Origin of the sequence: Umezawaea tangerina (assembly GCF_003002815.1) — a bacterium.
Taxonomy (GTDB): domain Bacteria; phylum Actinomycetota; class Actinomycetes; order Mycobacteriales; family Pseudonocardiaceae; genus Umezawaea; species Umezawaea tangerina.
Genome location: NZ_PVTF01000004.1, coordinates 150862 through 174636, shown reverse-complemented (window position 1 = coordinate 174636; position 23775 = coordinate 150862). Strand labels below are relative to the sequence as shown.

19 protein-coding genes are annotated in these 23775 nt (G+C 71.5%); 12 read left to right on the top strand and 7 right to left on the bottom strand.

The features are described from left to right. The first annotated feature begins 55 nt into the window (after positions 1 to 55). Positions 56 to 976, top strand: coding sequence for a LysR family transcriptional regulator (locus CLV43_RS14835; RefSeq protein ID WP_106187750.1), 921 nt, complete (start codon positions 56 to 58; stop codon positions 974 to 976). A gap of 1 nt (position 977) precedes the next feature. Here the strand turns inward: CLV43_RS14835 and CLV43_RS14830 are convergent, their stop codons facing one another. From CLV43_RS14830 to CLV43_RS14820, 3 genes are read right to left on the bottom strand one after another with little or no spacing between them, the layout of a single operon-like run. Beyond that, entirely contained in the window at positions 978 to 1493 is a 516-nt protein-coding gene (locus CLV43_RS14830) for a DinB family protein (RefSeq protein WP_170155847.1), read from the bottom strand. A gap of 1 nt (position 1494) precedes the next feature. Continuing rightward, a complete protein-coding gene (locus CLV43_RS14825) occupies positions 1495 to 3084 on the bottom strand; it encodes a thiamine pyrophosphate-binding protein (protein ID WP_106187749.1) in 1590 nt (529 codons plus the stop codon). A 24-nt stretch (positions 3085 to 3108) separates the two neighbouring features. Beyond that, positions 3109 to 3801, bottom strand: a complete 693-nt coding sequence (locus CLV43_RS14820) for a hypothetical protein (protein ID WP_146174769.1) — start codon at positions 3799 to 3801, stop codon at positions 3109 to 3111. A gap of 243 nt (positions 3802 to 4044) precedes the next feature. Between CLV43_RS14820 and CLV43_RS14815 the strand changes: the two genes are divergently transcribed. Together CLV43_RS14815 and CLV43_RS14810 are read left to right on the top strand one after the other, a co-directional pair. Continuing rightward, a complete protein-coding gene (locus tag CLV43_RS14815; protein ID WP_106187747.1) occupies positions 4045 to 5016 on the top strand; it encodes a hypothetical protein in 972 nt (323 codons plus the stop codon). Between the two features lie 653 nt (positions 5017 to 5669). Continuing rightward, positions 5670 to 6266, top strand: coding sequence for an ANTAR domain-containing response regulator (locus CLV43_RS14810; RefSeq protein ID WP_106188236.1), 597 nt, complete (start codon positions 5670 to 5672; stop codon positions 6264 to 6266). 561 nt (positions 6267 to 6827) lie between these two features. Here the strand turns inward: CLV43_RS14810 and CLV43_RS14805 are convergent. Next, complete coding sequence (locus CLV43_RS14805) at positions 6828 to 8717, bottom strand: fibronectin type III domain-containing protein (RefSeq protein WP_146174768.1); 1890 nt, start codon at positions 8715 to 8717, stop codon at positions 6828 to 6830. Positions 8718 to 9075: 358 nt separating this feature from the next. Here CLV43_RS14805 and CLV43_RS14800 point away from each other — a divergent pair, with 358 nt between their 5' ends. The 6 genes from CLV43_RS14800 (at position 9076) to CLV43_RS14775 (ending at position 15492) form a co-directional block, all read left to right on the top strand. Then, complete coding sequence (locus tag CLV43_RS14800; protein WP_106187745.1) at positions 9076 to 10299, top strand: branched-chain amino acid ABC transporter substrate-binding protein; 1224 nt, start codon at positions 9076 to 9078, stop codon at positions 10297 to 10299. 85 nt (positions 10300 to 10384) lie between these two features. Then, the gene (locus tag CLV43_RS14795; protein WP_170155846.1) at positions 10385 to 11302 is read left to right on the top strand and encodes a branched-chain amino acid ABC transporter permease; all 918 of its coding nucleotides are present in this window, start codon (positions 10385 to 10387) and stop codon (positions 11300 to 11302) included. Next, a complete protein-coding gene (locus CLV43_RS14790; protein ID WP_106187744.1) occupies positions 11299 to 13014 on the top strand; it encodes a branched-chain amino acid ABC transporter permease in 1716 nt (571 codons plus the stop codon). Before CLV43_RS14795 ends, CLV43_RS14790 begins: the two co-directional genes overlap by 4 nt. Then, complete coding sequence (locus CLV43_RS14785; protein WP_106187743.1) at positions 13011 to 13895, top strand: ABC transporter ATP-binding protein; 885 nt, start codon at positions 13011 to 13013, stop codon at positions 13893 to 13895. Before CLV43_RS14790 ends, CLV43_RS14785 begins: the two co-directional genes overlap by 4 nt. Then, complete coding sequence (locus tag CLV43_RS14780; protein WP_106187742.1) at positions 13892 to 14605, top strand: ABC transporter ATP-binding protein; 714 nt, start codon at positions 13892 to 13894, stop codon at positions 14603 to 14605. The genes CLV43_RS14785 and CLV43_RS14780 overlap by 4 nt, the downstream gene beginning before the upstream one ends. Before the next feature lie 104 nt (positions 14606 to 14709). Continuing rightward, the gene (locus CLV43_RS14775; protein WP_106187741.1) at positions 14710 to 15492 is read left to right on the top strand and encodes an ABC transporter permease; all 783 of its coding nucleotides are present in this window, start codon (positions 14710 to 14712) and stop codon (positions 15490 to 15492) included. 115 nt (positions 15493 to 15607) lie between these two features. Here the strand turns inward: CLV43_RS14775 and CLV43_RS14770 are convergent, their stop codons facing one another. Beyond that, the gene (locus tag CLV43_RS14770; RefSeq protein ID WP_106187740.1) at positions 15608 to 16030 is read right to left on the bottom strand and encodes a PaaI family thioesterase; all 423 of its coding nucleotides are present in this window, start codon (positions 16028 to 16030) and stop codon (positions 15608 to 15610) included. Between the two features lie 122 nt (positions 16031 to 16152). Here CLV43_RS14770 and polA point away from each other — a divergent pair, with 122 nt between their 5' ends. Next, positions 16153 to 18780, top strand: a complete 2628-nt coding sequence (gene polA / locus CLV43_RS14765; RefSeq protein ID WP_245886575.1) for a DNA polymerase I — start codon at positions 16153 to 16155, stop codon at positions 18778 to 18780. 843 nt (positions 18781 to 19623) lie between these two features. Then, positions 19624 to 21327: a beta propeller repeat protein gene (locus CLV43_RS14760; protein WP_106187738.1), complete on the top strand. Its 1704-nt coding sequence runs from the start codon at positions 19624 to 19626 to the stop codon at positions 21325 to 21327. A 247-nt stretch (positions 21328 to 21574) separates the two neighbouring features. On the opposite strand, the gene CLV43_RS14755 is transcribed toward CLV43_RS14760, so the two are convergent. Both CLV43_RS14755 and CLV43_RS14750 read right to left on the bottom strand, forming a co-directional pair. After that, positions 21575 to 22567 (bottom strand): helix-turn-helix transcriptional regulator, encoded by a 993-nt coding sequence (locus CLV43_RS14755; RefSeq protein WP_106187737.1) that lies wholly within the window; start codon positions 22565 to 22567, stop codon positions 21575 to 21577. Between the two features lie 62 nt (positions 22568 to 22629). Next, positions 22630 to 23100 (bottom strand): DUF1453 domain-containing protein, encoded by a 471-nt coding sequence (locus tag CLV43_RS14750; RefSeq protein ID WP_106187736.1) that lies wholly within the window; start codon positions 23098 to 23100, stop codon positions 22630 to 22632. A gap of 73 nt (positions 23101 to 23173) precedes the next feature. Between CLV43_RS14750 and CLV43_RS14745 the strand changes: the two genes are divergently transcribed. Continuing rightward, positions 23174 to 23773, top strand: coding sequence for a TetR/AcrR family transcriptional regulator (locus CLV43_RS14745; protein WP_342749775.1), 600 nt, complete (start codon positions 23174 to 23176; stop codon positions 23771 to 23773). Positions 23774 to 23775: the final 2 nt, after the last annotated feature.

Sequence of the window (23775 nt, the reverse complement as noted above, 5' to 3'; positions counted from 1 at the left end):
GGTTGCCAAGCCCTCGCAGGGCGAAACCTCGCACGGTCGAGCATAAGGTGGGCTGGTGCTCAACCCGGTGCACCTGCGGACCGTGGTCGAGGTGGTCGCCGCGGGGTCGTTCGCCGCCGCCGCGCGGAACCTCGGCTACACGGCCTCGGCCGTGTCGCAGCAGGTCTCGGCGTTCGAGCGCGCCGTGGGCGTCGAGCTGTTCGAACGCGGGGCGCACAGCATCCGGCCCGCCGCCGCGGCGCTGTTCATCGCCGAGCGCGGCGGCGAGCTGCTGGCCGCGTTCGACGGGTTCGAGCAGGAGGTCCAGGCGCTGGTCACCGGTCGGCGCGGCCGGATCCGGCTGGGCACGTTCCCCACCGCGAGCGCCCGCGTCGTGCCGCACGCGGTGGCCAGGCTGACCCACGACCGACCGGACGCCGAGATCCGGCTGGACGAGGCCGAGCCGGACGACGTGCTGCCGCTGGTGCTGGCGGGCGACCTGGACGTGGCGCTCGTCTACGCCTACGACCTGGTGCCGCGGACGTGGCCGGACGAGCTGACCGTGCTGCCGCTGCTGGACGAGGCGCTGCTGGTGCTGCTGCCCGACGGCCACCCGGCGGCACGGCACCAGACCGTGCGGCCGGACGACCTGCGCGACGCCCGCTGGATCGCCAGCCGCGACGGCACCGCCGGGTCGACGTGCCTGACCCGGCTGTGCGCCGCGAACGGGTTCACGCCGCGGATCACGTTCCGCAGCAACGACTACGGCGTCGTGCACGCCCTCGTCCGGGCGGGCGTGGGCGTGGCGCTGGTGCCCGCGCTCGGGTACGAGCCGCAGGACGGCACGCAGGCGCGGCCGCTGCGCGGGACGGTGCTGCGGCGGCACGTGTCGGCCGTGCACCGGACCGCGAACACCAACCCGCTGCTGCGCGACGCGCTGGACGCCGTGGTCGCGGCCTGCGCGCTCGTCGAGGGCGAGCACCTGACCCGCGCGTGAGCTACTCGCCCTTGGCGCCGTCGGCCAGTTCGCGGAGGAAGTCGAGGTGGCCGACGTGGCGGGCGGTCTCCTGGGTGAGGTGGACCAGCAGCCAGCGGACGGTACGGGTGTCGTCGGCGGCTGCGGGCTCGTCGGGCGCGCGGCCCTCAAGGGCCTTGCCCGCCAGCTCCCACTCGGCCCGGTAGTCGGCGATGACGGACTCGGGCGTCTCGTCGTCGCCGAACGTCCAGGACGACTCGGGGTGCGAGTCCCACAGCTTCGGCAGGTCCGACCCGCCGCCGACGATGGTGAGCCAGTACCGCTCCACGGCGGTCAGGTGCTTGAGCACGCCCATCGCGCTGACCACCGGCGAGGTGGGGATGGGCGTCGCGGCCGCCTGTTCGCGGTCGAGCCCCTCGACCTTGGTCACCGCGGTGATCCGCAGAAAGGTCAGGAACTCCCAGAGCAGCCGGGACTCGTCCGTGGCGCAGGTCTCCGGCCAGCGCCTTTCCGGCGTGTTCGAACTCATGTTCGACACCTTATCGCCGGTACCAGCGGGGCGAGGTCGTGGGTGGCGGCTTGAGCCGGGCGTTCACCACGAGCACGTTCGGGCCCTCCGCGGCCACGAACTCGGTCAGCCGCGCGCCGAACACCGGCCCGAACCCGTCCACGGCCATCGCGGGCACGCCGAAGCTCGTGGCCAGCGCGACGAAGTCGGGCGTGCGCAGGTCGACCCCGGTCGTCGGGTGGCCCGCGACCTCCTGGTCGTAGCGCAGCATCCCGTAGCCGCCGTCGTCGACGACCACGACGGTGACCGGCAGCCGTTCCTGCGCGGCCGTGGCCAGGTCGCCGCAGGCGAACAGGAACCCGCCGTCGCCGCAGACCGCGACCGTCCGGCCCGCGACGGCCGCCCCGAGCGCGGCCGGGAAGCCGAAGCCGAGCGTGCCCCAGCCCACCGGGTAGGACAGGCCGCGCGGCCGGTCCACGCGGTGGAAGCCGCCGACCCAGTACCCGGCCACGCACATGTCGGCGACCAGCGTCGCGGACACGCCCTCCAGCGCCGACAGCAGGTACGCGGCCTGCGGGTCCTCCGCCAGCACGGTCCGGCGCACCTCCGCGTTGACCGTGCCGACGGGGTTGGTGAACTCGCGTTCCGGCACCCGTTCGGCCAGCTCCCCGACGACCTGGCGGGCGTCGCCGAGCAGCACGACGTCGGCCGGGTAGTTCTTGGTCGCGTCGGCGGCGTCCACGGTGACGCACAACAGCTTCCGCGGCGCGGGCATGGCCCAGTTCTGGGTCGACATCCCGTCGAAGTCCGTGCCGACCGCGATCACCAGGTCGGCGTCGTCCCACAGCGCGCCCACCTCCGGCACGTGCGCCGGGCCGTGCACGGCGCACGGGTGGTCCAGCGGCAGCAGGCCGCGCGCGGCGTACGTGGTGACCACCGGGGCCGAGATCCGCCGGGCCAGCTCGCCGACGGCCCCGCCCGCCCCGGACCGCTGCGCCCCGCCGCCCGCCCACACCAGCGGCCGTTGCGCGGCGGCGATGAGCGCCAACGCCCCGGTGAGGTCGGGCACCTCCGCCTCCTCGGCGGGCCGGTGGTCGGCGTCCGCGGCGTCGGCGGTCAGGAAGTCCGTGGGCACGCCCAGGTAGACCGGGCCCTGCGGGGCGGCCAGCGCGGTGCCGACCGCGTGGTGCGCCCGCGCGGCGAGCTCGTCGGCGGACCCGACCGTCCACCCGTCCTTCACCACCGGCAGGAACATCGCGCGCTGGTCGCGGGTCTCGTGCAGCACGCCCCGGTGCACGTCCGGCCGCCGCAGCGTCGACGGGATGTCGGTGGCGACCACCAGCACCGGCGACCCGGACGCCCACGCCTCGCCGACCGCGCCCAACGTGTTCGCCGCGCCTGGACCGGTGGTCACGATCGCCACGCCGAGTCGTCCGGTCGTGCGGGCGTACCCGTCGGCCGCGTAGACCGCGGTCTGCTCGTGCCGCACGCCGATCATCCGGATGCCGCTGCCGCGCAGCGCCTCCCAGATCGCCAGGTTGTGCACTCCGGGCAGGCCGAAGACGACCTCCACGTCGTGCGCGGCGAGCACTTCGAGCAGCCGTTCGGCTCCGGAGGTCATGGCCCCGACGGTAAGCAGCGCTGGTCAGCAGGGCAACGCGCGGTAAGCGGATGTGGGGGTCAGGACCGCGCGCGCAGGGGCTGGCACCTGGACCGCTCCCCGTCCCACCAGCCACGTCACCGTGGCCGCGGTGTCCTCCAGCCGTTCCAGCGGGTCGTGCGCGCGCAGCACCGACAGCACGTCGGACAGCGGCCGCCCGTCCAGCTCGCGCCACAGCCGCAGCGCCCGCTCCGGCAGCTCCACGTCCCGGCCGGGCCCGATCAGCGCCCACCCCGCCCGCAACCGCACCGGCGTGAAGTACGGGCTGCGCCGCGGCCCCGCGCCACCGGAGCGCTCCGGCGGACCGGGCAGCTCCAGCAACGGCCCGTCCCAGCCTTCGAGCGTGCACCACGACAGCAGCAGCCCCGCCACCCGCAGGCGTTCCTCGGCCACCTCGCGCGAGGGCGGCCCCGCCTTCGTGAGCAGCCGCGACACCAGGTCGCACCACGGTGCCGTCACCCGCTCGCGGCTCAACCGCCGCACCAGCGGCCGCGCCTGCGACCGCTCCGCGCCGGCCGCGGCCAGCACCGCCTCGCACGCCGACTCCAACGCCTCGGTCGACGCGATGTCCGCGCTCACGTCGTCCTCGGCGGACCAGGCGTCCACCGCACGCGCCGTCGACTCGGCCCCGTGGTGGAGCACCGCGATCCTGCGCACCTTCGTCAACAGGTCGGTCATGTGGTTCTTCACGGACGGCGGACCGATCCGGTTCGGTCGTCCGCCGAATTCGCTCGCCCGCGTTGGTATGGTGGTCCTGGCGTGCGTGAGCAGACGTGAGGCTGGAGCCACTCCCCGGCAACCGGGTGGCAGGTCCGCCGCGGGGTTGAGGTACCCCTGCTCTCGAGGACAACCAAGACCACCACCGACGCACGTGCGCGCGTCCTACTTCGCCGAGCCGGGCGGTGCGAGCGGGAGCCCGACGTGTCACGCACATCCCTCACCGACCAGCTGGTCGACCTCCGCCGCGACTACACCGGCGAGAACCTGACCCAGGCGGTACCGGCCGTCAAGGCCGTCCTCGCCGACTGCACCGCCGACGACCGCGACCGCATCGTCGAGACCCTGCGCGGCCGCGCCGAACTGGCAGCCCCACTGCGCGAGGCGCTGCTCCCGCCCGCGCCGTCCACCGCCCAGCAGGAGCTCGAGGCCGCCCTGCTGCGCGTCGCCTCCGACGCCGCCTCCCACCTGCAACTACGCCCACCCGCCAGCATGCTCCGCCCCGCCCACGCCTTCCGCGCCGTGGAACCGTTCGCCACCCCTCGCCTCCACCTCGCGGACCACGCCCTCGGCCCCGTCCTCTACGAGCTCCTGCCCCGCCTGGAGGACGACTGGGTCGCGGGCATGGCCGGCCTCCGCGTCGTCCACCACCCGCGCGCCGTCGAATTGACGGTCCTGGACTCCGACGCCCGCGCCATCCTCACCGGCGTCGACACCACCTCCTGGGACGTCGGCATGGCCTACGTCCACCAACTCCTGGCCGACCGCACCCTGCCCTCCACCTTCGCCACCGGCCCCCTCACCACCGCCGAACACGACCACCTGACCGACCACGGCCACACCCCCGGCCCCGCCGCCGTGGGCAGCGCCCTGCTTCGCCGCACCAACCTCTTCACCAGGGCCCCTTGGCTCCGCTCCTGGTCACAGGGCCACCAGTGGTGGCTCGAATGGCCCCAAGGCCCAGGCCTCGTCCACACCACCGACAAACTCCTCCACCCGATCTTCGGCCTCCCCAACGCCACCGAATCCCCCAGCACCGCAGGCGGCCTGGGCCTCTCCACCGGCCCCGACCTCCTCTACCTCCGCGAAATCGACGCCCCCGACGCCTCCAACGAGGAAGCACTCGCCAACTTCAAATGGCCCGCAGGCGTCACCGGCTGGTCAGCCATCATGTAACCGCCACCCACGCAGACGAGGGACGCAAACCCACCCCCCGGCCACCCCTGCCCCGTTGGGCGCAGCCCGCCAGCGCGCATCCGGCGCGAAGCGCCTGGGGCCTCGTCGGCGCCAGCCGATGCCTTGTCGAGCGAAGCCCGATGCCCTGTCCAACGGCGCAGCCGAGGATGCTTTGTCGGACGTAGTCCGATGCTGGCGAAGCCAGACTTCCCCTCTGCCCCCGATCCACAGCGCCCTCCTGCCCGATCTTCGTTGTCAAGATGGCTTTATCGTCTTGACAACGAAGATCGGGCATTGAGACAATCGCGCGCCGGGGGCCGGGCTTCCCCAGGGGTGGGAGGGCAGGCGCTGAACTCCACCTCTCAACCCCAGACCACGCCAACCAGAGGTCCCCCATCCAGCAAGACCCCCCAATGCACAAGGTACCCACGGGGTCCGACAATTCCTGCCCCTCGACCCCGCACCGACCGGTCCACAAAGGACCCCACCCCACCCCGATCCCACACCCCCGTCACACCCGTTCACCCACATGTGACATCACCTCGTGTCCGCGATCACGACGTTTTGCGATGGTGGCACCCATCGGCGTCGGTAGACTGCCGTCGACCAGCCGCGACCGCGTCCGGTCGGGCAAGACCGTCAGGAGGACCCCGGTGACCCAACCGGCCGAGGCCCACCCCGCGCCGCGCCGCGTGCTCGTCGCGGAGGACGAGGCGCTGATCCGCCTCGATCTCGTCGAGATGCTCCGCGAGGAGGGTTACGAGGTCGCCGGTGAGGCCGCCGATGGTGACGAGGCGATCAAGCTCGCGACCGAGCTGCGTCCGGATCTGGTGATCCTCGACGTCAAGATGCCCAAGGTCGACGGCATCGAGGCGGCGTCGGTGATCGCGGGCAACCGGATCTCCGCGGTGGTGATCCTGACCGCGTTCAGCCAGCGCGAACTGGTCGAGCGGGCTCGTGACGCGGGGGCGATGGCGTACTTGGTGAAGCCGTTCGCGAAGCGCGACCTGGTGCCCGCGATCGAGTTGGCGATGAGCCGGTTCTCCGAGCTGCAGGCGTTGGAGACCGAGGTCGCCGGGCTGACCGAGCGCTTGGAGACCCGCAAGGTCGTGGAGCGCGCCAAGGGACTGCTCATGAGCAAGCAGAACCTGTCCGAGCCGGAGGCGTTCCGCTGGGTGCAGCGCACGGCGATGGACCGCCGCACGACCATGAAGGCGGTCGCCGAGGCCGTCATCGAGAACTTCGGCTGACCTGGCGACACGGTCGAACCGCACCGCGGCCGTCCCCGACGCCGCGGTGCGTCCCACCCTCTGGAACCCACCGCACGCCCGTCGGTCTTCGTGAACGACGGCGTTCACCGCCGCCCGATATCGCCCCGCCGCACCGAGGCCGGCTCCGGAACCGCAGCCTGGGATCGCACTGCCGCGTCGAGGTCAAGGCCGGAACCGCTGCCGTGATCACCGCCGCATCGAGGTCGGCACCCGAACCGCGGCCTGGGAGAACACCGCCGCGTCAAGGTCGACACCGAATCCGCCGCCCACGATCGCACCGCCGCATCGATGTCGGACACCGGAACCGCGGCCTGGGATCGCGCTGCCGCGTCGGGGTCGGCGCTGGAACCGCTGCCCGTGATCGGCCCGCCGCGTCCATGTCGGCACCGGAACCGCGGCCTGCGACGGCACTGCCGCAGCGAGGTCAGCACCGGAACCGGCGCCTGAGATCGCACCACCGCGTCCCGGTCAGCGCCGCAGCCACCGTCGCGGCGCACCGCACAACGGCCATCGGCGGCCACGGTCCAGCAACACTCCTGGTCAGCTCTCCAACCTGACCAGCGTGGACCGCTGCGCCACCGCCGGGTCGACGGGGAGCACGCGCAGCTCGATCGTGTGCTTCCCGGTCGGCAGCCTGCCCAGCTCGACCCCCACCGTGTACTCGCCGCCCACCCCCGGCCCTTCGCGCGCGGTCGGGACGCTCGCCGCGAGCCGTCCGTCGATCCGGAGCTGGAACCCGGCGACGCCCGCGACGGACCCGGTGGCGCCCTCGGCGGCGATCCCGTCCACCGCGATCGCCAGCACCACCCTGCGGGCCCCGAGGGGTGTGTCCAGCGCGACCGGGCGGTCGTCCTGGTCGCGGACCTCCACCGTTCCGGGCGGCAGCTCGTCGACCCTGGCGGGCGCGCTCGGCGTGGCGCGCGGGCCGGGTGACGCGTCCACTGTGGAGTCGATCTCCAGGTAGCTCGACCGCACGGTGCCCTTCGCGTCGTGCGCGCCGGGCATCCGCAGCACGAACGGCGTCAGCGAGTCGGGGCCGTCGGCGGTGAGCAGGTCCGGTGGCACCTCCGCGACCACGGTGACCGCCGCACCGAGCCTGGCGACGCCGTCGACGACGGGCGCGGACGCCGTGGCCACGGCGGGGATGCGGCGGTCGCCCAGCTGCACGACCAGGCCGGACGGGTCGGCGGGGCCGGCGAAGGCGACGGTGGTGCGCATCCGGGCGGCGGTGGCGCCGCGCAACGGGGCGCGGGAGACGCCGATGCCGGGCGCCGGGTCCTGGAGGTCCAGCACCTCCTGGGTCGCCGGTGTCGTCGGCACCTCCACGACACCGCGCACGTCCGTGCGCGGTCCGCTGAACCCGGCCGCGTCCAGCCGCACCCTGCTCTCCCTGCCCTGCGGTCCGCGCACTCCGATGAGGACGGTCGCCTCCCGCCACGTCGGCACCGCGCCGGACGTCCCGATCACCCCGCCGTCCTGGAGCACGCGCACGCCGGTCGTCGTGACCAGCACGTCGATCCGGTGCAGCACACCGGTTCCGCGCCGCGAGGACCCCGGCGAGCTCGGGTCGGCCGCGGTCGGCACGTCCGGCCCGGTCAGCACGCGGGCGCCGGTGTCCCCGACGACGACCCGGACGGCACCCGAGGGCAGCGCGGGGTCGGCGACCTCGGTCGACCCGACCTGGTCGGGCCCGCCGGGCACCAGGTCCACGGTCAGCAGACCGCGCGAGCCCGCCGCGTCGGTGACCACCCCGACCCTGCCCAGCACACCGTCCACATCGGACAGCACGAGCGGTCGGCGGGCCCGCAGCACGGCGGAGTCGGCGCCGCAGTTCATCTCCACGACGAGCTGCCCGCCGGCGTTGCCGGTGTTCACGCAGCCGCGGTAGCCCTCCAGGTGCCACAGCGACCCGGTCCGCCGCGGGTCGGTGCTGGCCGGGTCGTCGAAGTCGTCGAGCAGGCCGGTCAGCCCGGTGCGCCAGTCGCCGTCGTCGCCGGTCCGGCCCACGGCGTCCGTCCACCCAGACCGGCGGCCGAACGCGTCGACCGTGCGGACCCCGATGGCGTAGTCGACGCCCGCGGCCAGCCCGTCGAGCTGCACCTCGGGGCTGGCGACCCGGCGCAGGCGCGGCTCCTCGCCGTCGCGGTGCCAGGAGACCTCGTACCCGGCCGCGCCCGCGGGGTCTGCCCGACCGGGCAGGGCCGAGCCCCAGGCGACCCGGATCCGGGCAGGACCCCCGGACACCGCCACCGCGTCGGGCGCGGAAGGCGGATCACGAGGACCCGTCACGAGAAGGTAGGGAGCGCTGAAATCGGGCACCAGGACGGGCTCGGGCGGCGGGTCCGATTGGGCGTGGCGAAGGGCGACGACGATGCCCGCCAGCACGGCGAGACCCACCATCGTGGTGGCGAGCCGCCGTCGCGGAGTCATCTCGCAAGGCTAAGCCGAGTTCACCCGTGGGAGGGATACAACTCGCTTAACACCCGCACGTATTGTGATCGTACTATCACAGCAGGCAGTCGATCGGAAAATCGTTCGGGTGACCTCAGAAGGGGTGCCGTGACCTGCGGGGATGACGCGGTGTGCGGAACAAAGTCCGTGTTACGGAGTGTATAAATTATCAAGTCAAACATAACGCCGCGTTGCGTTATGGTCACGAGCGCCTTGCCTGTGGTGACTGTGACCCTCCTCATCGCCTAGGTTCCGGCCAACCCTCAGGAGAGGGGATTAAGCGCGGACGGCGGAGATCTCGCTGCCGCCAAGAGCTTGGATTGAGGAGGGACATCACGTGCGTAAGCACTCAGTGAAGTCCGCAGCAATCGTTGTCGGTGTTCTGCTCGTCGCAGGAGCATGCGGCACGAACAAGACCGAGACCGGTGCTTCCGGTGGTGCCTGCGACACGTCCAAGGGCACCCTCTCGATCGGCGTGATCGCCCCGCAGTCGGGCGGCCTGTCGGCGCTGGGACTCGGCATCAAGAACTCGTCCCAGCTCGCCGTGGACGAAGCCAACGAGAAGTGCACCGTCAAGGGCTACAAGCTGGTCGTCGACACGCAGGACGACGAGGCCAACCCCGCCAAGGGCGCCCAGGCCGCGACGAAGCTGTCGTCCGACCCGAACGTCGTCGGTGTCGTCGGCACGCTGAACTCGTCCGTCGCGCAGACCGTGCAGCCGATCCTCTCCCAGAAGAAGATCGTCCAGGTCTCGCCCGCGAACACGAACCCGACGCTGACCCGCGGCGAGGCCTTCGCGACCGCCCCGAAGCGCGCGTTCGACACGTACTTCCGCGTGTGCGCCACCGACGAGCTCCAGGGGCCGTACGCGGCCAACTACCTGGTGACCAAGGCGGGCAAGAAGAAGATCGCGATCATCACCGACGGCAAGACCTACGGTGAGGGCCTCGCGGCCGAGTTCTCCAAGCAGGCGACCAAGAACGGCGCGACCATCGTCGCGACCGAGAAGGTCGGCGAGAAGGACACCGACTTCGCCGGTGTCATCGCGACCATCAAGGCCGCCTCGCCCGACGCCCTGTACTACGGCGGCGAGTACCCGCAGGCCGCTCCGCTGAGCAAGCAGATGAAGAGCTCCGGCCTCAACATCCCGCTCATGGGTGGCGACGGCATCTACGACGACAAGTACATCAGCCTCGGCGGCGGTGACGGCGACCTCGCGACCTCGGTCGGCGCCCCCACCGACAAGCTGGACAGCGCGAAGGCCTTCGTCGACGCGTACGCCAAGAAGGGCTTCAAGGACGCCTACGGCGCCTACGGTGCCTTCTCCTACGACGCCGCCAACGCCATCATCGGCAGCCTGGCGACCGCCCTCAACGGCGGTGACTGGTCCGAGTCCAAGCGGGCCGACCTGCTCAAGGCCGTCGGCACCTACAGCGGCTCCGGCGCGACCGGCTCGATCAAGTTCGACGAGTACGGCGACAGCACCAACAAGGTCCTGACGGTGTACCAGGTCACCGGTGGCAAGTGGAACGCGGCCGAGACCGGTGAGTTCACCGGCTGAGCACGACTACTGATCGTTTGACGTCAGATGCGGTGGGGGCGGGCAGTTCTGCCCGCCCCTGCTGTCTACGGAGGTAGAGGTAGTCGTGTCAACCCTGCTTCAACAGCTGGCCAACGGGGTGGTGCAGGGCGCGTTGATCGCCCTGATCGCGCTCGGGTACACCATGGTGTACGGCATCATCCAGCTGATCAACTTCGCGCACGGTGAAGTCTTCATGGTCGGTGCCTACGGCGGCCTGGCGACCTACACCTGGATCGTCCCCGAGTCCGTCAAGGACGTCTGGTACGTGTCCCTTCCCATCGTGCTCGTCGGCGGTGTCGCGGTGAGCGTCGCGATCGCACTGCTGATGGAGCGCTTCGCCTACCGCCCGTTGCGGAACGCCCCAAGACTCGCACCGCTGATCACCGCTCTGGGTGTCTCGGTGTTCCTCCAGGAGTTCGTGCGCAACTTCTACCCGAACGCCACCGCGGCCCTGCCCTTCCCCGGTGTGTTCGTCCAAGGCCAGCTGGTCATCGGACCGATCCGCGTCGGCTGGAGCGGCATCCTGCTCATCGGCGTCTCGGTCCTGCTCTCCATCGCGCTGCAGACCTACATCAACCGGTCCCGCATGGGCCGCGCGATGCGGGCCACGGCGCAGGACCCCGACACCGCCAAGCTCATGGGTGTCAACCCCGACCGCGTGATCGTGCTGACGTTCGTCCTCGGCGCGGCCCTCGCGGGCGTGGCGGGTGTGCTGTTCGGCACCTACCTGAACAACATCAACACGGACATGGGCTTCCAGACCGGCATCTTCGCCTTCACCGCGGCCGTGCTGGGCGGCGTCGGCAGCATCCGCGGCGCCGTCGTCGGCGCGTTCATCATCGGTCTGGTGAAGACGCTGGCGGGGCAGTACATGCCCGGCGGGACCCAGTACGACTACGTCTGGATCTTCGTCGTGCTCATCCTGGTGCTGGTGTTCCGGCCTCAGGGCCTGTTCGGCGAGCCGGAAAGGGTGCGCGCGTGAGCAAGCTGGCGAACACAATCAAGCCTTTCGCGCGTCCACTGGCCATCCTGGGCGGTGTGCTGCTGATCGTCGCGGCCCTCCTGCCCTGGGTGACCTTCGCGCTCAACTCGGGCAAGTACCCCGACCTGGCGACGCTGCAGTTCTTCGACGCGCCGTTCGCGGTGACCGGGTTCCGGTGGCACATCCTGCTGCTCGGCGTGCTGGTGCTGATCGCGGTCTTCGCGCCGATTCCCAGCAAGGGTCGGGTCGTCAGGTCGCTCGGCTGGGGTGGTCTCGCGGTCGCGCTGATCAACTCGATCTTCATCACGACCGAGGGCGGCGGCCTCGGCGCCATCACCGCCGCCGACGGCAACGCCGCGTTCGGCGGGATCGTCGGCATCGTGGCGGGCATCGCGGTCATCCTCGGCGGCACGGGCATCGGCATCGAGCTCCCGGCCAAGTGGAAGGTCAAGCTGTCCACGCCGCTGGCGTACCTCGTCCTCGTGGTGACCTTCGCCGCCGTGCTGTTCGCCGTCGCCCAGACGCTGACCGCGGGCGGCCAGGGCGGTCCGGCCAACCCGTACGCGGGCGGGCTGTTCCTGTCCTTCCTCGGGTTCGCGGCCGGTCTGCTGACCGCGCTCAACGGGATCGGCCTGATCGGCTGGATCTCCGAGCTGTCCGAGAAGCACCGCGTGTTCAGCGTGGTCGTCCTGCTGGCGTGCGCGCTGCTGCTGCCGTTCACCAACGCCGGGTCCGAGTACTGGATGACGGTCGCGGCGAACATCGGCATCTACGCGGCCACCGCGATCGGCCTCAACATCGTGGTCGGCCTGGCGGGCCTGCTCGACCTCGGCTACGTGGCGTTCATGGGCATCGGCGCGGTCGTCGCGGCGAACCTGTCCGGCGCCGCGGCCTCCAAGGTCGGCATCGACCTGCCGTTCCCGATCGCCGCCGTCATCGCGGCGATCATCGCGGGCATCTTCGGCGCCATCGTCGGGTCGCCGACGCTGCGCGTGCGCGGTGACTACCTCGCGATCGTGACGCTGGCCTTCGGTGAGATCTTCACCAGGTCCGCGCAGAACAACATCGGCGGGCTCACCAACGGCGCCAACGCCATCCCCGGCGTGCCGCCGCTGGACCTGTTCGGCAAGGAGTTCAACGAGCCCCTCAACATCGGCTCGGTCGAGCTCCCCTCGGGCGTCCTCTACTACGTCCTGATCGTGCTGCTCGTCGCGGCCGTGATGGCGATCTTCGCGAACCTCAAGTTCAGCCGCATCGGCCGGGCCTGGATCGCGATCCGCGAGGACGAGGACGCCGCCCGCGCGATGGGCATCAAGACCGGCAAGGCGAAGATCCTCGCCTTCCTGGTCGGCGCCACGCTCGCCGGTCTGGCGGGCGCGGTGTTCGCGCACAAGAACGGCACCGTCTCCTACGAGAGCTTCAAGTTCCTGGAGTCGGTCACCCTGCTCGCCGCGGTCATCCTCGGCGGCATGGGCTCGATCCCCGGCGCGGTGCTGGGCGCGTCGCTGCTGTTCGTGCTGCCGGAGAAGCTGCGCGAGTTCAGCGACTACCGCCTGATGATCTTCGGTCTCGCCCTGGTGCTGATCATGCGGTTCCGACCGCAGGGCCTCGTGCCGGACCGCCACCGCAGGGCCGAGCTCGCTGGTGAGGATGTCGGCGGGGTTCCGGTCGACGAGGTGCACGAGCACGACACGAAGGGGGCCACGGCGTGAGCACGCCAGTCCTGGAAGCGCGCGACGTCTCGATGGTCTTCGGTGGCCTCAAGGCGCTGCAGAACGTGTCGTTGAAGCTCGACGAGGGCAAGGTCGTCGGTCTCATCGGCCCCAACGGCGCGGGCAAGACCACGTTCTTCAACTGCCTCACGGGCCTCTACACGCCGACCACGGGCAGCGTGCTGCTCAAGGGCGACGTGCTGCCCGGCGACCCCGCGAAGGTCACCACCGCGGGCGTGGCCCGCACGTTCCAGAACATCCGGCTGTTCCCCAGCATGACCGTGCTGGAGAACGTCATGGTGGGACGGCACGTGCGGATGAAGCAGGGTCCGCTGGCCTCGATCTTCCACGGTCCGGGGTACCAGAAGGGCGAGCGGGCGGCGCGCGAGCGCTCCGCCGAGCTCCTGGAGTTCGTCAACCTCCCCGGCATCGAGGAGGAGCTGGCGCGCAACCTGCCCTACGGCGACCAGCGCCGCCTGGAGATCGCCCGCGCGCTGGCGACCGACCCGGCCGTGCTGCTGCTGGACGAGCCGACCGCGGGCATGAACCCGCAGGAGACCGAGGCCACGCGGCAGCTGATCCTGGCCATCCGCGAGACCGGTGTCTCCGTGGTCGTGATCGAGCACGACATCAAGTTCATCTTCAGCCTGTGCGACTCGGTCTCCGTGCTCGTGCAGGGCCAGCTGCTGGTCGAGGGCAGCCCCGAGGTCGTGCGTCGTGACCCGCGGGTCATCGAGGCCTACCTCGGCAAGCCGCCGGACGAGGTCGAGGCCGAGGTGCAGGCGATGGTCGAGGAGACGCGCCAGCACGGCGACGCCGCCGAGTCCACCACCGTCCTCCCGGTCGTGACCGATCCCAAGCCGGAAGGGGAGCAGGCATGAGCGCGCTCCTTGAGGTCCGCGACCTCAGCGTCGCGTACGGAGCGATCGAAGCCGTCCGCGACATCTCGTTCACCGTCGAGGCCGGTCACATCGTCAGCCTCATCGGCAGCAACGGCGCGGGCAAGACGACGACCCTGCGGACCATCTCCGGTCTGCTGCGGCCGACCGGTGGCGAGATCGTCTTCGACGGGAAGCCGATCCACGACCAGCCCGCCCACACCATCCTCGGCAGCGGCCTCGCCCACTGCCCGGAGGGTCGGCGGCTGTTCCCGCGGATGACCGTCGAGGAGAACCTCCAGCTCGGCGCCTACGTCCGCAAGGACGACGGCGTCGAGGCGGACATGCAGAACGTGTACGAGCTGTTCCCCGTGCTCGGTGAGCGCAGGCACAACAAGGCCGGTCTGTTCTCCGGTGGTGAGCAGCAGATGCTCGCCATCGGCCGCGCGATGATGTCCAAGCCGAAGCTGCTCATGCTCGACGAGCCCTCCATGGGCCTCTCGCCGATCATGACCCAGCTGATCTTCGACACCATCAAGGAGCTCCAGAAGCAGGGCACCACGATCCTGCTCGTCGAGCAGAACGCCCTGGCCGCACTCGCCCTGTCCGACCACGGCTACGTGATCGACCTGGGCCAGACGACGCTCGACGGCCCCGGCCACGAGCTGCTCGCCGACGAGCGCGTCCGCGCCGCCTACCTCGGCGAGGACTAGCACCCGGTGCGCCCGGCGCCCCGCCCTCCACGTCGGAGGGCGGGGCGTCCGCGTTTTCCGGATACCCGCCGGTACGGCCGGTCCTGTGTGGAACCCTGTCCAGGGTGAACCCGTTCATGGACCCGTGGTGGGCCACGCCCGCGGAGGGCATCACCCAGGGTGCCGTCTACGCGCTGCTCGCCATCGCGTGCACCGCCCCGGCCCGCCGCGTCGACCCCGGCCCGCTGGCGGCCTTCACCCTCGGCGTGTTCGCCTCGTACGTCGCCTACCTCGCCCTGGGCTTCCGCCCCGGCCCCACCCCGGACGTCCACCCGGCCCTGCTCGTCGGGTACCTGGCCCTCGGCCTGCTCGCGGCGGTCGCCGTCGCCGTCCCGCTCGCGGCGGCCCGCTGGCCGTTCGCCCTGGGCGCCGCCGTGGTGGTCGTCGTCCACGCGGGCGCGTGGCTGCTCCGCGGCGACTCGCCGGAACCGCCGCTGCGCCTGTTCCGCCCGCACGAGCTGGTCCCCGGGGTCGACGACGTCCAACTGCTCGTCATCGCCCTGGCCGCCCTGGCCCTGGCCCTGCGCCACCGCGTCCCACCCGTCGCCCTGAACGGCGTGCTGGCGGGCGTGGCCGGGTTCCTCTACCTCCTCAAGGTCCCCGGCTCCGCCTGGTACCTCACCGGCGTCCTGGTCGGCCTCTACGCCCTCACCGCGGCCGTCCTCGGCCTGAGCGCGCGCGCCACGATCACCATCGCCGTCGTGCTCGGCCTCGTCCAGGTGTGCTTCGAGTCCGCCATCGGCCAGCGCTGGTGGCTCCCGTTCGCCGCGGCGCTGCTGCTGGTCGCGGTCGTCTACCGGCTGCTGGCGGGGCGCCTGCGCAAGGCGCCCGCGCCCGCGGTCGCCTAGGGCGTGTGTCGAAGTCTCGTTCGATGGGAGTCGCGCCTGAGGTGGTTCCAGTCGGCCGTGCCCCCAGGGGCCACCTCAGGCCCGGCTACCGCGAACACGGACTTCGACACACGCCCTAGGGCCGCTCGCCCGGCGGGCGTTCGCGCAGGATGCAGGTCAGCCGGGCGGTGCAGACGGCCTTGCCCGACTCGTCCGACACGGCGATCTGGAACGTCGCGGTGCTCCGCCCGACGTGCAGCGGCGTGCACACGCCCGTCACCAGGCCCTCGCGCGCGGCGCGGTGGTGGGTGCAGGACAACTCCAGCCCGAGTGCCACCCGATCGGGTGCCGCGTGCAGGGCGGCGGCGACGGAGCCGAGGGTCTCGGCGAGGCTGGCGGTGGCGCCGCCGTGGAGCAGGCCGTAGGGCTGGCGGTTGCCCGCGACCGGCATGGTGCCGACCACGCGGTTCGGGTCCCACTCGGTGATCACGATGCCCAGCCTGGTGGTGAGCTGCTCCTCGGCGAGGCCCATGTCGAGACCGGGCAGGCCGTGGGGCATGGATGGGACTTCGGCGGTCACCGGCTACCTCCGGGCGGTTCGAAACTGTCGGTGCCCCACCCTAGACTCGGCCCGTGAGCACTTCCGACGCACCGCGCCTGCTGCTGATCGACGGTCACTCCATGGCCTACCGCGCCTTCTTCGCGCTGCCCAAGGAGAACTTCCAGACCAACACGGGCCAGACCACGAACGCGGTCTACGGGTTCACGTCGATGCTCATCAACCTGCTCCGCGACGAGGCGCCGACGCACGTGGCGGTGATGTTCGACGTCTCGCGCAAGACGTTCCGCTCCGAGGCGTTCGCCGACTACAAGGCGAACCGGAGCAAGTCGCCGGACGAGTTCAAGGGCCAGGTCAGCCTGATCCAGGACGTGCTGGCGACGCTGTCGATCCAGACCATGTCGAAGGACAACTTCGAGGCCGACGACCTGATCGCGACGCTGACCACGCAGGCGGTGGCCGACGGCTTCAAGGTGGCCATCTGCACCGGCGACCGGGACGCGTTGCAGCTGGTCAACGACTCGGTGACGGTGCTGTACCCGGTCAAGGGCGTGTCTGAGATGGCGCGGTTCACCCCCGAGCTGGTGCTGGAGAAGTACGGGGTCACGCCGGAGCAGTACCCGGACTTCGCGGCGCTGCGCGGCGACCCGTCGGACAACCTGCCGAAGATCCCCGGCGTCGGCGAGAAGACGATCACCAAGTGGATCCAGCAGTTCGGCTCGCTCAACGGGCTGATCGACCGGGTCGACGAGGTCAAGGGCAAGGCGGGCGAGGCGCTGCGCGACAACCTCACCAACGTCATGCTCAACCGGCACCTGACCGAGCTGGTGCGCGACGTCGAGCTGCCGCTCGGGCCGTCGGACCTGGAGAAGAAGGCGTGGGACCGCGAGGCGGTGCACCGCCTGTTCGACGAGCTGGAGTTCCGCGTGCTGCGGGACCGGCTGTTCGCGACCCTGCCGTCGGAGGAGCCGGAGGCCGAGGAGGGCTTCGAGGTCAACGGCGGCGCGATCCCGTCCGGCCTGCTAGGCGGGTGGCTCGACGAGTACGCGCGCGGGTCGCGGATCGGCATCGCGTTCCGCGAGAGCGGCGGCGACCTGGAGGGCATCGCGTTCGCGTCGGCCACCGGCGACGGCGGGTACGTCGAGGTCGCGGGCCTGGTCGAGGAGGACGAGAAGGCGCTGGCCGCGTGGCTGGCCGACGAGTCCGTCGAGAAGGCGGGGCACGAGCTGAAGCTGCCGCTGCGCCGGGTCCGCGCGCGCGGCTGGAAGCTGCGCGGCCTGACCAGCGACACCGGCCTCGCCGCCTACCTCGTGCGCCCAGGCCAGCGGTCGTTCGCGCTGGACGACCTGGCGATCCGGTACCTGCACCGCGAGCTGCGCGCCGAAGAGGTCGCCGACACCCAGCTGTCGCTGCTGGTCGACGAGGAGGAAGAGCTCCAGAAGGCCGCGAACGGCACGATCCTGCGCGCCCGCGCGGTCGCCCAGCTCGCCGACGCCCTCGACGAGCAGCTGGTCGGCATCGGCGGCACGGGGCTGCTGGCCGAGCTGGAGCTGCCGCTGATGGTCGTGCTCGACGAGGTCGAGGCGGTCGGCATCGCGATCGACTCCGAGCACCTCGCCGCGCTGGAGGCGCACTTCGCCGCGGGCGTGAAGCAGGCGGCGCAGGACGCGTACGGGGTGATCGGCAAGGAGATCAACCTCGGCTCGCCCAAGCAGCTCCAGGTGGTGCTGTTCGACGAGCTGGAGATGCCGAAGACCAAGAAGACCAAGACCGGCTTCACGACCGACGCCGAGGCGTTGCAGGACCTGTTCGAGAAGACCGAGCACCCGTTCCTCCAGCACCTGCTGGCGCACCGGGACGTGACGCGGCTGAAGTCCACCGTGGACGGCCTGCTGAAGTCCATCGCGGACGACGGCCGCATCCACACCACGTTCCACCAGACCATCGCGGCCACCGGTCGACTGTCCTCGACCGACCCGAACCTGCAGAACATCCCGATCCGCACGGACGAGGGCAGGCGCATCCGCGAGGCCTTCGTGGTCGGCGACGGGTACGCCGAGCTGATGACGGCCGACTACAGCCAGATCGAGATGCGGATCATGGCGCACCTGTCGGAGGACGCCGGGCTGATCGAGGCGTTCAACAGCGGCGAGGACCTGCACACCTACGTGGCCGCGCAGGCGTTCTCGGTGCCGACCTCCGAGGTCAGCGCGGAGATGCGCCGACGGGTGAAGGCGATGTCGTACGGGCTGGCCTACGGGCTGTCCGTGTACGGGTTGGCCCAGCAGCTGCGGATCCCGGCCGAGGAGGCGCGGGAGCAGATGGACGCGTACTTCGCGCGGTTCGGCGGAGTGCGGGACTACCTGCAGCAGCTGGTGGTGCAGGCGAGCAAGGACGGGTACACGGAGACGATCCTGGGCCGTCGGCGGTACCTGCCCGACCTGAACAGCGACAACCGGCAGCGGCGGGAGATGGCGGAGCGGATGGCGCTGAACGCGCCGATCCAGGGATCCGCGGCGGACATCATCAAGGTGGCGATGCTGGGGGTGTACCGGGCCCTGGACGAAGCCGGGCTGCGGACGCGGATGCTGCTCCAGGTGCACGACGAGCTGGTGCTCGAAGTGGCCGAGGGGGAGAGGGAGGCCGCGGAGGCGTTGGTGCGGGAGCACATGGGGAACGCTTACCGGTTGTCGGTGCCTTTGGAGGTTTCGGTGGGGGTTGGGCGTTCTTGGGATGATGCGGCGCATTAGTTGAGGGGGGCTTTTGGTGTGGTGGTTGGCCTCTGGTGGGGTTCGGCCTCCGGCCGTCTCGCCCTTGGTGAAGCCTGGTTCCCGGCGTCCCACCCCCTGGTGAGCCCGGCCCCCGGCCCTCTCGCCCCGCGAGTTCGGCCCTTGGCCCTCTCACCCCTGGTGAAGCCCAGCCCCCGGCGCGCGATTGTCTCAATGCCCGATCTTCGTTGTCAAGACGATGAAGCTGTCTTGACAACGAAGATCGGGCAGGAGGGCGCTGTGGATCGGGGGCAGAGGGGAAGTCTGGCTTCGCCAGCATCAGGCTGCGCCTGACCAAGCATCGAGCTCCGCTCGACACTGCATCCTCGGCTCCGCCATCGGACAAGGCATCCGCGCTTCGCGGCGGACAGGGCATCCTTGCTGCGCTGCGGACAAGGCCCCAGGCGCTTCGCGCCGGATGCGCGTTGGCGGGCTTCGCCCAGTTGGTGGCGGCGTTGGTTTGCTGTGGCTTTTTGCTGCTGTCCTAATGAGACGTGGTGTCGGAGTTGTGACGTGTCGTGGTTGTGCCATCGCGTTCTAGTGACCTGGCGGGTGGCTGTCAGCAAGCTGTGCGGCATGTACCGGACAACTTGGAAGCTCGCCACGGTCGTGGTGGCGGTGGGCTTGGGGCTTGGCGGCGTTGTGCCTGCGTCGGCGGGGCAGGTGGGGGTTGGGGCGGCTCGGCAGTGGCAGTCGATGGGGCCGAACGCGGGTAGTGGGGATCTTGCGTTCACGCGGGCAGAGCCGTCGCGGTTGTACGTGCTGACGTCGACCGGGCGGAACGTGTACCGGACTGATGATCGTGGGCGGACGTGGGGGCCGCCGGTGGGGTTGGACCTGGCCGCGGCGAACGGGCGGCAGATCGTGGCGGATCCGGAGGACGCGGATCTGGTGTACGTGGCGGTGGCGCCGCAAGGTGGGGATCGGGGGTCGGTGCTGCGCAGTCGCGACGCGGGGCGGACGTTCCGGGCGGTGTTGGAGACGGCGGCCGGGTTCACGAGCGTGGTGGTGTCCGGTAGGGGCGAGGCGGTGTTCGCGGGCGGTGACGACGGTGTGCAGGTCAGCACCGATCACGGGGCCCGCTGGAAGGTGATCGAAGGGGCGCCGAAGGGTGTGCGGCAGCTGGGGCTGGACGGGCGGGACCTGTTCGTCGGGACCGGGAGCGGTGTGCACCTGATCGAGAACGCGGTCGGCAAGCCGGGAGCGGCGAAGAAGCTGCCGGTGGACGTGGCGGTGGACTCGCTGTCGGTGGGCGGCAAGGTCGTGGTGGCGGCGGGGATCTTCAGCGGCGCGTTCCTCTCGACGGACCACGGGCGGACGTGGCGCAAGCCGAGCGGGACGTGGGGTGCGCAGGACGCGGTGCCGTTCGTGGGTGTCGCGCCGTCCGGTGACGTGCAGGTGCAGACGATCGAGGGCTCGCCCGACGGCACCGGGCGCAAGGCGCTGTGGGTGAGCCGGGACCTCGGGCGGACGTGGGCGGAGAAGCCCGCGACGGAGAAGGTCGACGTGTACACGGAGGTCGGGGCGTTCCCGGACCGGCCGGACGTGCAGGTGGTGGCGGCGTCGGCGGGCATCTTCACGACGCGGAACTCGGTGGACTTCGAGCGCATCGGCATCCCGGACACGGCGGTGAACGCGCTGACCGTGAGCGGGTCCGCGCTGATCGCGGGCACGCCGACGGGCAGTTACCGGTCGACCGCGCCGCTGCGGCGGACCCTCCGGGCGGGCTACCAGGACTGGGGCTGGACCGGGAAGGTACCGGACACCATCGGCAACACGATCGGCTCGCTGGAAGCGGTGCCCGGCAAGGGGAACGGCGTGCTCAGGACGCGCAACGCCTACTGCCCCGGCGACTGCTTCGTGGTGGAGCGCTCCGCCGACGGCGGGTCGACCTGGCAGCACGCGGCGGACTTCCCCGGCAACTCGCGGTCGCTGGTCGTCGACCCGCGCAACCCCGCGAACGTCTACACCGGCGCCTACCTGGCGCCCGCGGTGTACGTCAGCACCGACGGCGGGGTGAGCTTCACGCCGCGCCACGACGACGTGCTGACCGGCGTGAACGACGTCGCGGTCGACCCCACCCGGCCCACCGGGTCGCTGTGGATCGCCGACGTCCGGGGCCTCTACCTGAGCACCGCCGCCGACCTGCCGATCGGCAAGGCCTTCGACGGCCGCGTCGAAGCGGTCGCCGTGGACCCCGCCGACCCGAAGCACGTGGTCGCGGTCGGCGACGGGCTGCTCAAGATCAGCTACGACGCCGGGAAGTCGTTCGCCGACGGCGTCGGCGCGCCGGGGCTCTACTACACGTCCGTCACGTTCGGGCGCCACGGTGAGCTGTTCGCGGGCACGAGGGACTGGACCGTGGCCGCGCAGGGCGTGCAGCGCAGCACCGACGGCGGCAAGCACTGGAAGGCACTACCCACCCAGCCCGCCGACCGCGAGGTCCGCACGGTGCTCGTGTCCCCCGACGGCACCTGGCTCTTCGCGGGCACCATGGCCAGCGGCGTCCACCGACTCGCCCTCCGCTGACCCCGCGGAGGCCCGACTCGCCGGGGTGAACCGGTCAACCGGACCGCGGCTGACCGGCTGACCGGCTGACCGAACCAGGCGGCTCGACCGGGCCGGTCGACCAAGCCGAGCAACCGGGTGGGCTCACCGAAGCGTGAGCCCACCCGGCGTTGCCGCCGGGCAGACCGAACAGACCGGGCCTGCCGAACAGACCGGGCCTGCCGAACAGACAGGGCGAGCCGTGCCGGTCCACCGGCGCCGGGTGGGATCACCGCGGCGAGAGCCACCTGGCGTCGTCGGCGAGCCAGCCGAGTTCGTTGATCCGCCACGCGAGGTGCATGCGGCTTTGCGCGTCGGCTCGTTGCATCAGCTCCTGCAACCGCCGCTGGACGGTCCGCTGGCTCACCCGGAGCTGGGTGGCGATGGCCTTGTCGCTGATCCCGGCGAGCAGCAGGGACAGCAGCTGCCGTTCGTCGGGGGTCAGCGGCACGTCGGCGCCGCCCGCGTCGTCGTCGATCCGCAGCGGGATCGCGCGTTCCCAGTAGCTCTCGAACAGGGCGACGAGGGCGCTGAGCAGGCTGCTCTCCATGACCAGCGCGGCGGTCGGCTCGCCGGTGGCGTCGTCGGTGACCAGCGGGCACAGGGCGATGGACCGGTCGGCGATGGCCAGGCGCACGGGCAGGGTCGGCAGCGAGCGGCCGACCAGGCCCGCGCGGATCGAGTCGACGACCTCGGCCAGCTCGCCGGGCTGCTCCAGCAGCGCCGTCTCGAACACCGCGCGGTAGCGGACGCCGCGTGCCAGTGCCGCGGCCTCCTCGTCGTTCTCCGGCGAGGTCATCGCGATCGGTGCCTTGCGGCAGAACCAGACCACCTCCTCGCGGGCCTCGCGCTGCATGCTCAGCAGCTGGTGGCGGATCGCCTCGGCACCGGTCACCACGTCGACCAGCCGCGCCGAGTCCCGCCGCCGCGCCCCGCCCCGGTACTCGTCGGCGAGCTGCGACACCGCCGCCCGCGCCTGCTCCAGCTCCGCCTGCCCCTTGACCAGCATCGGACCGAGCAGCACGTCCGGCGGCGCGGCCGCGTACCACCCGTCGGTGCGGGTCACCAGGCCCTTGGCCAGCAGCGTCGACAACGTTGCCATGACCTCGGTCCGCCCGACCCCGGCGGCCGCGGCGATGGCGTCCGCGTCGCTGCGGTAGCCGCTGATGACGGCCCGGTAGGCCCGTTCCTCGGCCGGATCGAGCCCGAGTGCTCCCAGCACGGCCCCTCCCTTCGCCCGAGGTCACAGTACGTTCGGGAGATGATCTCCCTGGAACGGCCGGATCACCTCGGCCGCAGGGCCTCCGGCAGGCGGACCGCGTCCGGGGCCAGTCGCAGCGCCCGCAGCGCGACCGGGGCCGCCTCGCCGAGCAGGCCGACGCCGATCGACAACGAGAGCGGCCGCGCGTCGGTGTAGTGGCCCGCCGTGTAGCCGACGACCGCGTTGACCGCGATCGACAGCCCCCAGCAGGCGAACGTCCGGACGGTGTAGCGCTGCCACAGCCGACCGTCGCGGGTGGACACCACCACGGACGAGCCGCGCAGCACGCCCATCGCGAGCCCGACCAGCGAGCCGACGACCAGCCACAGCACGTCCACCGGGCCGAGGTGGCCGACCTCCGTCAGCGCGTACCCGCCCAGTCCCAGCAGCACCAGCGGCGGGCCCACCAGGTCCCGCGCGTTCAGCGGCTCCCCGACGGCCCGGCGGACCACCACCGCCACCACGGCACCGGCGACCAGCAACCACGTGATCATGACTCCCCCTTCGTAGCACGACCGTGCTACTTAAATTAGCACGGCCATGCTAAAAAGGGGAGTGCCCAGGATCGTGGACCCCGAAGCCCGCCGTTCCGCCGTGGTGGACGCGCTGTTCCGCGTCGTCCGGAGGGACGGTGTCGAACAGGCGTCGCTGCGCAACGTCGCCGAGGAGGCCGGACTGGCCATCGGGTCGGTGCGGCACTACTTCGACAGCCACGACGAGCTGCTGGTGTTCGCGCTGCGCGAGCTGGAGGACCGCGTCGAGGTGCGGATGCGCGCGGGTGCCGAGCGGATCTTCGCGGCGGACTCGTCGGCCGAACGGCGGCCGCTGGTCGAGGCGTTGCTGGGGGAGCTGCTGCCGTTGGACGCCGACCGCCACGACGAGGCGGTGATCTGGCTGGCGTTCGTGACCGCCGCCCGCACCCGCCCGTCGCTGCGGCCGTCGGCGCTGCGGCTGCACGAGGGCCTGCGGATGGTCGTGGGCCGGATCCTCGCCGGTGCCGCGCGGCTCGGCGCCCTGCCCGAGGGGGTGGCCGTCGACGTCGAGACCGAGCGGCTGGCGGCGCTGGTCGACGGACTGGCCGTCAACGCCGTGCTCCAGCCGGACCGGACGACCCCCGAGGTCATGGTGGCGGTGCTGAGCCGACACCTGGACGACCTGGCAGGCTGACG